The sequence below is a fragment of the Streptomyces pathocidini genome (assembly GCF_001418495.1).
GTDB classification, from domain to species: domain Bacteria; phylum Actinomycetota; class Actinomycetes; order Streptomycetales; family Streptomycetaceae; genus Streptomyces; species Streptomyces pathocidini.
The window spans coordinates 1-9,904 of record NZ_LIQY01000276.1; the positions used below are offsets into that span (position 1 = coordinate 1).

Sequence of the window (9,904 nt, forward strand, 5' to 3'; positions counted from 1 at the left end):
CCGCGGGCACCGCTCCACCCCCTCCCCCTCGAACCTTCTCCCGCCGTGTCCCCCACACGGCTCTCGTACGCTCCCTATTCCCGTTCTGTAACGGCCTGAACGCCAGGGGTCAGCGGCACCGGGGGAATCAGGACAGGGCAGGCCGAGGGCGGTCGGGCACGGAAGGGGTGGCACGTATCAGCCATTGATACGGTCGCTCGGACCGCGAAACCGGTCTGAGACAATTGACCGCGTGATCTCCGTAATCGACCTGCGCGGCGGCGCCCTCCCCGAGGGTGCGGCCCTGCGCGACCTGCTGCCCCGTGCCGAGTTCGACGTCGAGGCCGCCCTGGAGAAGGTGCGGCCGATCTGCGAGGACGTACGCCATCGCGGCACGGCGGCGCTCATCGACTACGCGGAGAAGTTCGACGGGGTCCGCATCGAACGGGTGCGGGTGCCCGCCGAGGCGCTCGAGCGCGCCCTGAAGGAGCTGGACCCGCGGGTGCGGGCCGCCCTGGAGGAGTCCATCCGCCGCGCCCGGCTGGTCCACCGCGAGCAGCGGCGCACCGACCACACCACCCAGGTCGTGCCCGGCGGCACGGTCACCGAGCGGTGGGTCCCGGTCGAGCGGGTCGGCCTCTACGTGCCGGGCGGCCTCGCCGTCTACCCGTCCTCGGTCGTCATGAACGTCGTGCCCGCCCAGGAGGCCGGGGTCGACGGCGTGGCCATCTCCTCGCCCCCGCAAGCCGGGTTCGGCGGCCTGCCGCACCCCACGATCCTGGCCGCCTGCGCGCTGCTCGGGGTGGACGAGGTCTACGCCGCCGGCGGCGCCCAGGCCATCGCCATGTTCGCGTACGGGACGGACGAGTGCCGGCCCGTGAACCTCGTGACCGGACCCGGCAACATCTACGTCGCCTCCGCCAAGCGGCTCCTCAAGGGCCGGATCGGCATCGACGCCGAGGCGGGCCCCACCGAGATCGCGGTCCTGGCCGACGACACCGCCGACCCGACCCACGTCGCCGCCGACCTGATCAGCCAGGCCGAGCACGACACGCTGGCCGCCGCCGTCCTCGTCACCGACTCCACGGAGCTGGCCGAGGCCGTCGAGCGCGAACTGAAGACCCAGGTGGCCGCCACCAGGCACCGCGAGCGGATCACCGAGGCGCTGGCCGGGCGGCAGTCCGCGATCGTGCTGGTCGACGGCCTGGACGAGGGCCTGCGCGTGGTCGACGCCTACGCCGCCGAGCACCTGGAGATCCAGACCAGGGACGCCGCCGCCGTGGCCGCCCGGGTCCGCAACGCGGGCGCGATCTTCGTCGGCCCCTACGCCCCCGTCTCCCTCGGCGACTACTGCGCGGGCTCCAACCACGTGCTGCCCACCGGCGGCTGCGCCTGCCACTCCTCCGGCCTGTCCGTGCAGTCCTTCCTCCGCGGCATCCACGTAGTGGACTACACCCGCGACGCCCTCGCCGAGATCACCGACCACGTGGTGACCCTCGCCGAGGCCGAGGACCTGCCCGCCCACGGGGCGGCACTCAAATCAAGGTTTGAGTGGAAGGTGCCCGGAGCGTGACCCGGATCGACGACCTCCCCATCCGGGGGGAGCTGCGCGGCAAGTCCCCGTACGGCGCCCCCCAGCTGGACGTGCCCGTCCAGCTGAACACCAACGAGAACCCCTACGCGCTGCCCGAGCCGCTCGTCGCCCGCATCGCCGAGCGCGTGGCCGAGGCCGCCCGCGGCCTCAACCGCTACCCCGACCGGGATGCGGTCGAGCTGCGCGAGGGCCTTGCCGCGTACCTGACCGGGACCACCGGGTACGAGGTCACCCGGCGCCAGGTCTGGGCGGCCAACGGTTCCAACGAGGTCATCCAGCAGCTGCTGCAGACCTTCGGCGGCCCCGGCCGCACCGCCATCGGCTTCGAGCCCTCGTACTCGATGCACGCGCTCATCTCCCGCTCCACCGGCACCGATTGGATCTCGGGCCCGCGCAACGAGGACTTCACCATCGACGTCGAGGCGGCCCGGCGCGCGGTCGCCGAGCTGAGGCCCGACGTGGTCTTCGTCTGCTCGCCCAACAACCCCACCGGCACCGCCGTGGAGCGCGACACGGTGCTGGCCCTGTACGAGGCCGCGCAGGAGGCCCGGGCGGCGACCGGCGGCGCGCTGGTCGTCGTCGACGAGGCGTACGTCGAGTTCTCGCACCGGCCCTCGCTGCTCCCCCTGCTGGAGGGGCGGCCCAACCTGGTCGTCTCGCGCACCATGTCCAAGGCGTTCGGCGCCGCCGGGCTGCGCCTGGGCTACCTCGCCGCCGACCCCGCCGTCGTGGACGCCGTACAGCTGGTGCGACTGCCCTACCACCTGTCCGCCGTCACCCAGGCGACCGCGCTGGCCGCGCTGGAGCACACCGCCACGCTGCTGGGCTATGTCGAGCAACTCAAGGCCGAACGGGACAAGCTCGTCGCCGAGTTGACGGCCATCGGCTGCGAAGTGACCGAATCCGACGCCAACTTCGTGCAGTTCGGGCTGTTCAAGGACAGCCACGCCGCCTGGCAGGCCCTGCTGGACCGGGGCGTGCTGGTCCGCGACAACGGAGTGCCGGGGCGGCTGCGGGTCACCGCGGGAACCCCGGAGGAGAACCGAGCGTTCCTCGAAGCGGTACGCGAAATCATCAAGGAGCACAGCGCATGAGCCGCACGGGCCGCGTGGAGCGCACGACCAAGGAAACCTCCGTGGTCGTCGAGATCGACCTCGACGGCACCGGCAGGACCGACATCACGACCGGGGTCGGCTTCTACGACCACATGCTCGACCAGCTGGGCCGCCACGGCCTGTTCGACCTCACCGTCAAGACCGACGGCGACCTGCACATCGACAGCCACCACACCATCGAGGACACCGCCCTCGCGCTCGGCGCCGCCTTCAAGAAGGCGCTCGGCGACAAGGTCGGCATCTACCGCTTCGGCAACTGCACCGTGCCGCTGGACGAGTCCCTGGCGCAGGTGACCGTCGACCTCTCCGGCCGGCCCTACCTGGTGCACACCGAGCCGGAGAACATGGCCCCGATGATCGGCGCCTACGACACCACGATGACCCGGCACATCCTGGAGTCCTTCGTCGCCCAGGCCCAGATCGCGCTGCACGTCCACGTGCCGTACGGGCGCAACGCCCACCACATCGTCGAGTGCCAGTTCAAGGCCCTGGCCCGGGCGCTGCGCTACGCCTCCGAGCGGGACCCGCGCGCGGCCGGCATCCTGCCCTCCACGAAGGGCGCGCTGTGAGCGGCGCACGTGCGGCCGCCGGGCCGCGGACAGACGCGATGCCCGCACCTCCGCGCCGTGCGGGCGGAGACGAGGGCGCCTCCGGCCGTGGGCCGGGGAAGAACGAAGGGGCACTGTGAACACCCTCTCCACCCTGCTGATCGTCGTCGGCCTCTTCCTGCTCGGCGGCGTCATCTCCTTCTCCAAGCAGAAGATGCCCAAGGGCGTCATCGTGGCGGTCGGCCTCGGCGCCGTGCTCTGCCTGGTCGCGGGCGTCGTACGGCTCCAGGGGGTGTTCGGATGACCGCAGGCACCGCGAAGCGGATCGTCGTCTTCGACTACGGCTTCGGCAACGTCCGCTCCGCCGAGCGCGCCCTCGCCCGGGTCGGCGCGGATGTCGAGATCACCCGCGACTACGACACGGCCATGAACGCCGACGGCCTGCTCGTGCCCGGCGTCGGCGCCTTCGCCGCCTGCATGAAGGGGATCAAGGAGGCCCGCGGCGACTGGATCGTCGGCCGCCGGCTGTCCGGCGGGCGGCCCGTCATGGGCATCTGCGTCGGCATGCAGATCCTCTTCGCCCGCGGCATCGAGCACGGCATCGAGACCGAGGGCCTGGACGAGTGGCCGGGCACCGTCGGCCCGCTCAAGGCCGACGTCGTCCCGCACATGGGCTGGAACACCGTCCAACCGCCCAAGGACTCGCGGCTGTTCGCCGGCCTGCCCGCCGACGCCCGGTTCTACTTCGTCCACTCCTACGCCGCGCACGACTGGGAGCTGGAGACCGGCAACGCCGCCATACGGCCCCCCGAGGTCACCTGGGCGACGCACGGCGAGCGCTTCGTCGCCGCCGTCGAGAACGGCCCGCTGTGCGCCACCCAGTTCCACCCCGAGAAGTCCGGCGACGCGGGCGCGGTGCTGCTCCGCAACTGGCTGGACACGCTGTGACCGGCGCGCCCGTCGTCCGCGCGGCGGCGACCGTGACACCGGGCCGACACCCTCGATCCGTGCCGACACCCTCGATCCGTGTCAACACCCTCATGCGTTTCGTGCCGACACCCTCATTCGTAAGGTCCTCCTCATGACCCACCGTCTGGAACTCCTCCCCGCCGTCGATGTCCGCGACGGCCAGGCTGTGCGTCTGGTGCACGGCGAGTCCGGCTCCGAGACCTCGTACGGCGACCCGCTCGCCGCCGCCCTGGCCTGGCAGCGGGCCGGCGCCGAGTGGCTGCACCTGGTCGACCTCGACGCCGCCTTCGGCACCGGCGACAACCGCGCGCGGATCGCCGAGGTCGCCCGCGCCATGGACCTCAAGGTCGAGCTGTCCGGCGGCATCCGCGACGACGACAGCCTGGCCGCGGCGCTGGCCACCGGCTGCACCCGCGTCAACCTGGGCACCGCCGCCCTGGAGACCCCCGAGTGGGTCGCCAAGGTCATCGCCGAGCACGGCGACCGCATCGCCGTCGGCCTGGACGTCCGCGGCACCACCCTGCGCGGCCGCGGCTGGACCCGCGACGGCGGCGACCTCTACGAGACGCTGGCCCGCCTCGACTCCGAGGGCTGCGCGCGCTACGTGGTCACCGACATCGCCAAGGACGGCACCCTCCAGGGCCCCAACCTGGAGCTGTTGAAGAACGTCTGCGCGGCCACCGACCGGCCCGTCGTCGCCTCCGGCGGCGTCTCCTCCCTCGACGACCTGCGCGCCATCGCCTCGCTCGTGCCCGAGGGCGTCGAGGGCGCGATCGTCGGCAAGGCGCTGTACGCCAAGGCGTTCACGCTCGAAGAGGCGCTCGCGGCGGTCGAGGAGGCCGCGTCCGCATGAGCGGCGAATCCGTACGGCGGGTGCAGTCCGACAGCCCCTGGGAGGAGGCGATCGGTTTCGCCCGCGCCGTCGCGGCGGGGGACCGCGTACTCGTCGGCGGCACCATGCCGTTCACGGACGGCGTCCTGCACGGCGAGGGCGACCCGTACGAGCAGGCGCTGGCCGCGTTCCGCAACACCTTCACCGCGCTGGGCAGGTTCGGCCTGGGCCGGGAGGACGTGATCCGCACCCGCATGTACCTCACCCACGCGCGCGACGTGGACGAAGTCGCCCGCGCGCACAAGGAGTTGTTCGACGCGGTGCGGCCGGCGGCGACGCTCGTGGTGGTGTCGGGATTCGTGGACCCACGGGTCCTGGTCGAGGTCGAAGTAGAAGCCTTCACTGCCCGCGATCCCGCGGGGAAGGACGACTCCCGTTCCCCTGGCCGCGATCTACCGGTGGACGGCCCCCGTGCTCCGGGCAGCGATCTTCCGGGGGATGACCCTCGTACCCCCGGCAGCGATCTCCCGGGAGACGACCCCCGTTCCCCCGGCAGCGATCTCCCGGAGGACGACCCCCGTACCCCCGAAAGGGGCGCGTCATGACGCTGGCGGTCCGAGTCATTCCCTGCCTGGACGTGGACGGCGGCCGGGTGGTCAAGGGCGTCAACTTCCAGAACCTGCGCGACGCGGGCGACCCCGTCGAGATGGCCAAGCTCTACGACGCCGAGGGCGCCGACGAGCTGACCTTCCTCGACATCACCGCCTCCTCGGGCGACCGCGAGACGACCTACGACGTCGTACGCCGCACCGCCGAACAGGTCTTCATCCCGCTGACGGTCGGCGGCGGCGTCCGCACCACCGAGGACGTCGACAAGCTGCTGCGCGCCGGTGCGGACAAGGTCGGCGTCAACACCGCGGCCATCGCCCGGCCCGAGCTGATCCGCGAGATCTCCGAGCGCTTCGGCAGCCAGGTGCTCGTCCTGTCCGTGGACGCGCGCCGTACGGAGTCGGGGAGTTTCGAGGTCACCACCCACGGCGGCCGCCGCGGCACCGGCCTCGACGCCGTCGAATGGGCCCACCGGGCTGCCGAGTTGGGCGTGGGAGAGATCCTGCTCAACTCGATGGACGCGGACGGGACGAAGGACGGCTACGACGTCGAGATGATCGAGGCCGTCCGCAAGCACGTGACCATCCCCGTCATCGCCTCCGGCGGCGCGGGCAAGGTGGCGGACTTCGCCCCGGCGGTGGCGGCCGGGGCGGACGCCGTCCTGGCGGCGTCGGTCTTCCACTTCGGCGACCTGCGGATCGCGGAGGTCAAGGAGGCGCTGCGGGAGGCGGGCCACCCGGTCCGCTGAGGCCTGCGGCGGGCTTACGTGACCCGGCCGCGGCCGGTCGCCTGCGGCGGCTTACGCGATCTGGCCGCGGCCGGTTCGGCACCGCCGGAGCCCGCCGCCGTGGTCGCCCGCCGTCGCGGCGGGGACATTCTGGGGACTCCGTCCCCAGCCCCCTGCGGCGGCGAGCGCGGACGCGTGGCCGTGGACGGGGTGTGGGCGTTCGTCTGCCGCTGGGGGTGCGGGCGGCCGGGGGCGTGCCGCCCTGGCTCCCCGGCCCGCTGCGCGACCGCCCCGACCGGCTCTGCCACCCCCGGTCGCCGTCGATCGTCGCCTACAACGGGATTCCGAGGGGTGCGGCGTGTGCCTTGGCGACTGCCTCCTTGTCGCCGTCCACCTCCACGCGGGCGGCGTCCTGCCGACCGAAGAGGAAGAGCGTCAGCTCGCCGGGCTCGCCGGTGACCGTGACGACCGGCGTGCCGCGGTTGGCGACGGCGGTGCGGCCGTCGGGGCGCCGGACGACCAGGCCGACGGGGGACTTCCGGCCCAGCAGCCGGGCCGCCTTCTCCAGCCGCGACCACAGCACGTCCGCGAACACCGGGTCGATCTCGCGCGCCGTCCAGTCGGGCTGCGCGCGCCGTACGTCCTCGGCGTGCACGAAGAACTCCACCGTGTTCGCGGCCTCGTCCACCTGCTTCAGGGCGAACGGGGAGTTGCGCGGCGGGCCGGTACGGATCAGCTGGATCAGCTCCTCGTACGGCTTCTCCGTGAGCTCGGCCTGCACTCGGTCCCGGCGGGCGGCCAGCGGCTTGAACACGATCCCGGCGGCCGCGTCGGCCCGCCGCTCGCGTAGCACGATGTGCGCGGCGAGATCGTGGGTGGTCCAGCCCTGGCACAGCGTCGGGGCCGCGGGCCCCGCGGACTCCAACAGTTCGGCGAGGAGAAGGCGTTCACGCTTCGCATGGGTCGACATGCGCTCAGCCTACGGCGCGATGACGCTGGGCGCTGGGCCGATTACGGGAGACGGCCCGGCCGCCGGCGCACGGGCCGTGGCAGTCCGGCCACCGGTAGTCCGGGCGAGGGGCTGGGGCGGGTCCGCGTCCGGGCACGGGCACAATGGATCCCATGTCCCGTACGACCGGCGCCACGCCGCCCGCCTCCGCCCTCGACCCCGCCATCGCCGCGCGCCTCAAGCGGAACGAGGACGGCCTCTTCCCGGCCGTCGCCCAGCAGTACGACACCGGTGAGGTGCTCATGCTCGGCTGGATGGACGACGAGGCGCTGCACCGCACGCTCACGACGGGCCGCTGCACGTACTGGAGTCGCAGCCGCCGCGAGTACTGGGTCAAGGGCGACACCTCGGGCCACGTCCAGCATGTGAAGTCCGTGGCCCTGGACTGCGACGCGGACACGGTCCTGGTCAAGGTCGACCAGGAAGGCGCCGCCTGCCACACGGGCGACCGCACCTGCTTCGACGCGGGTTCGCTGCCGCTGGGCTAGGCGGTTGGCCCACCGGTGGTGGGGTGTCGCGGCGGTTGGCGGTGGCGCGGGCCGACGCCGGTCCGCCCCCCGGGCTGGGGTGGGTGCGGTTCCGCCGGGCTCTGCCGTTGTGATTGCTCGCCTCGCCACGGTTGGCTCGAAGGTTCGGGTCCGGCGCCTTCGTCTGGCTCCGGGCCGAGCCTCTGCCAGTAGAGGTCGACAGCGCACGGGCGGCCGACGTCATCGTCGTCGGCGTCGGGTGCGGGACGGCCAACGTTCCCCGATGCGGGGTACGGGCCGCTTAGCGCCCCCGTGGTGGGGTGCGGTTGGCCGGTGCTCTCCGGCGCGGGGCGCGGGACGGCCAACGGCACCGGTGTGGGGTGTGGGTTGGCCGGGACTTGTCGTTGGGGGTGGTGGTTGTTGGCGCGGTTCCCGCGCCGGGAGGCGGTTAGGCTGCGGGCATGACCACCGGCACTGTCACCCCCGATCTCGACGCGTTCCGCAAACTCGCTCAGGACCGCCGGGTCATCCCGGTGAGCCGGAGGCTGCTGGCGGACGGTGATACGCCGGTCGGGCTCTACCGGAAGCTGGCGGCTGAGCGGCCCGGGACCTTCCTGCTGGAGTCCGCCGAGAACGGGCGCTCGTGGTCCCGCTACTCCTTCGTCGGGGTGCGCAGCGCCGCGACCCTGACCGAGCGCGACGGGCAGGCGCACTGGCTGGGCGCCCCGCCCGTCGGCGTACCGGCCGAAGGCGATCCGCTGCAGGCGCTGCGCGCCACCGTCGAGGCCCTGCACACCCCGCGCGACCTGCACGACGACGCCGGGCTCCCGCCGTTCACCGGCGGCATGGTCGGCTACCTCGGCTACGACGTCGTACGCCGCCTGGAGCGCATCGGCGACAGCACCCGGGACGACCTGGAGCTCCCCGAGCTGACCATGCTGCTCACCGCCGACCTCGCCGTGCTCGACCACTGGGACGGCTCGGTGCTGCTGATCGCCAACGCGATCAACCACAACGACCTGGACACCGGTGTCGACGAGGCGTACGCGGACGCCGTCGCGCGCCTCGACGCGATGGCCGAGGACCTCGCCCGCCCGGCCCCCGTGAACGCCGCAGCGCTGCCCGCCTCGCACCTGCCCGAGTACACCGCGCTCTGGGGCGGCCCCGCCTACCAGGACGCCGTCGAGGACATCAAGGAGCGGATCCGCGCGGGCGAGGCCTTCCAGGTCGTGCCCTCGCAGCGGTTCGAGACGCCGTGCCCGGCGTCCGCGCTCGACGTCTACCGGGTGCTGCGGGCCACCAACCCGAGCCCGTACATGTACCTGTTCCGCTTCCCCGGCGTGGCCGGCGGGGAGGGCTTCGACGTGGTCGGGTCCAGCCCCGAGGCGCTGGTCAAGGTCGAGGACGGGCGCGCGATGCTGCACCCCATCGCCGGTACGCGCCCGCGCGGGGCGACCCCGCAGGAGGACACCGCCCTGGCCGACGAGCTGCTCGCCGACCCCAAGGAGCGGGCCGAGCACCTGATGCTGGTCGACCTCGGCCGCAACGACCTCGGGCGGGTCTGCGAGCCGGGCAGCGTCGAGGTCGTCGACTTCATGTCGGTCGAGCGCTACAGCCACGTCATGCACATCGTGTCCACGGTGGTGGGGCGGCTCGGCGAAGGCCGCACCGCCTTCGACGTGCTCACCGCCTGTTTCCCCGCCGGGACGCTGTCCGGGGCGCCGAAGCCGCGGGCGATGCAGATCATCGAGGAGCTGGAGCCGAGCCGGCGCGGGCTGTACGGCGGGTGCGTCGGCTACCTCGACTTCGCCGGGGACTCGGACACGGCCATCGCGATCCGCACGGCGCTGCTGCGGGGCGGCACCGCCTACGTCCAGGCCGGAGCGGGCGTCGTCGCCGACTCGGACCCGGTCGCGGAGGACCAGGAGTGCCGCAACAAGGCGGCGGCGGTGCTGAGGGCTGTCGCCATGGCCACGGGTCTCTCCGCCTCGCGTTAGCCTCGCGGGGCCTGGCTTCCCCGCGCGGTGGGGACGCGTCACCGTTCCGGTGTGGGCA

Annotated in this window: 10 protein-coding genes and 1 pseudogene; 10 read left to right on the forward strand and 1 reads right to left on the reverse strand. The window is 72.9% G+C overall.

Annotation, left to right across the window (positions count from 1 at the left end):
- The first annotated feature begins 232 nt into the window (after positions 1-232).
- The 8 genes and pseudogenes from hisD to hisF all read left to right on the forward strand — a co-directional run bounded on the left by hisD (position 233) and on the right by hisF (position 6,394).
- Positions 233-1,552 (forward strand): histidinol dehydrogenase, encoded by a 1,320-nt coding sequence (hisD, locus tag AOK16_RS14715; protein WP_055472711.1) that lies wholly within the window; start codon positions 233-235, stop codon positions 1,550-1,552.
- Positions 1,549-2,667 (forward strand): histidinol-phosphate transaminase, encoded by a 1,119-nt coding sequence (locus AOK16_RS14720; protein WP_055472712.1) that lies wholly within the window; start codon positions 1,549-1,551, stop codon positions 2,665-2,667. The genes hisD and AOK16_RS14720 overlap by 4 nt, the downstream gene beginning before the upstream one ends.
- Positions 2,664-3,257: an imidazoleglycerol-phosphate dehydratase HisB gene (gene hisB, locus AOK16_RS14725; RefSeq protein WP_055472713.1), complete on the forward strand. Its 594-nt coding sequence runs from the start codon at positions 2,664-2,666 to the stop codon at positions 3,255-3,257. The genes AOK16_RS14720 and hisB overlap by 4 nt, the downstream gene beginning before the upstream one ends.
- A gap of 115 nt (positions 3,258-3,372) precedes the next feature.
- Positions 3,373-3,540, forward strand: a complete 168-nt coding sequence (locus AOK16_RS27465; RefSeq protein ID WP_055472714.1) for a hypothetical protein — start codon at positions 3,373-3,375, stop codon at positions 3,538-3,540.
- Positions 3,537-4,184, forward strand: a complete 648-nt coding sequence (hisH, locus tag AOK16_RS14735; protein ID WP_055472715.1) for an imidazole glycerol phosphate synthase subunit HisH — start codon at positions 3,537-3,539, stop codon at positions 4,182-4,184. The genes AOK16_RS27465 and hisH overlap by 4 nt, the downstream gene beginning before the upstream one ends.
- Before the next feature lie 133 nt (positions 4,185-4,317).
- Entirely contained in the window at positions 4,318-5,058 is a 741-nt protein-coding gene (priA, locus tag AOK16_RS14740) for a bifunctional 1-(5-phosphoribosyl)-5-((5-phosphoribosylamino)methylideneamino)imidazole-4-carboxamide isomerase/phosphoribosylanthranilate isomerase PriA (RefSeq protein ID WP_055472716.1), read from the forward strand.
- Positions 5,055-5,438 (forward strand): annotated as a pseudogene (locus tag AOK16_RS14745) (RidA family protein); the annotation flags it as partial. The gene priA and the pseudogene AOK16_RS14745, both read left to right, overlap by 4 nt.
- A 200-nt stretch (positions 5,439-5,638) precedes the next feature.
- Complete coding sequence (gene hisF, locus AOK16_RS14750; RefSeq protein WP_055472717.1) at positions 5,639-6,394, forward strand: imidazole glycerol phosphate synthase subunit HisF; 756 nt, start codon at positions 5,639-5,641, stop codon at positions 6,392-6,394.
- 310 nt (positions 6,395-6,704) lie between these two features.
- Here the strand turns inward: hisF and AOK16_RS14755 are convergent, their stop codons facing one another.
- Complete coding sequence (locus AOK16_RS14755) at positions 6,705-7,343, reverse strand: TIGR03085 family metal-binding protein (RefSeq protein WP_055472718.1); 639 nt, start codon at positions 7,341-7,343, stop codon at positions 6,705-6,707.
- A gap of 152 nt (positions 7,344-7,495) precedes the next feature.
- Between AOK16_RS14755 and hisI the strand changes: the two genes are divergently transcribed.
- Both hisI and AOK16_RS14765 read left to right on the forward strand, forming a co-directional pair.
- A complete protein-coding gene (gene hisI / locus AOK16_RS14760) occupies positions 7,496-7,870 on the forward strand; it encodes a phosphoribosyl-AMP cyclohydrolase (protein ID WP_055472719.1) in 375 nt (124 codons plus the stop codon).
- A 440-nt stretch (positions 7,871-8,310) separates the two neighbouring features.
- A complete protein-coding gene (locus AOK16_RS14765; protein WP_055472720.1) occupies positions 8,311-9,846 on the forward strand; it encodes an anthranilate synthase component I in 1,536 nt (511 codons plus the stop codon).
- Positions 9,847-9,904: the final 58 nt, after the last annotated feature.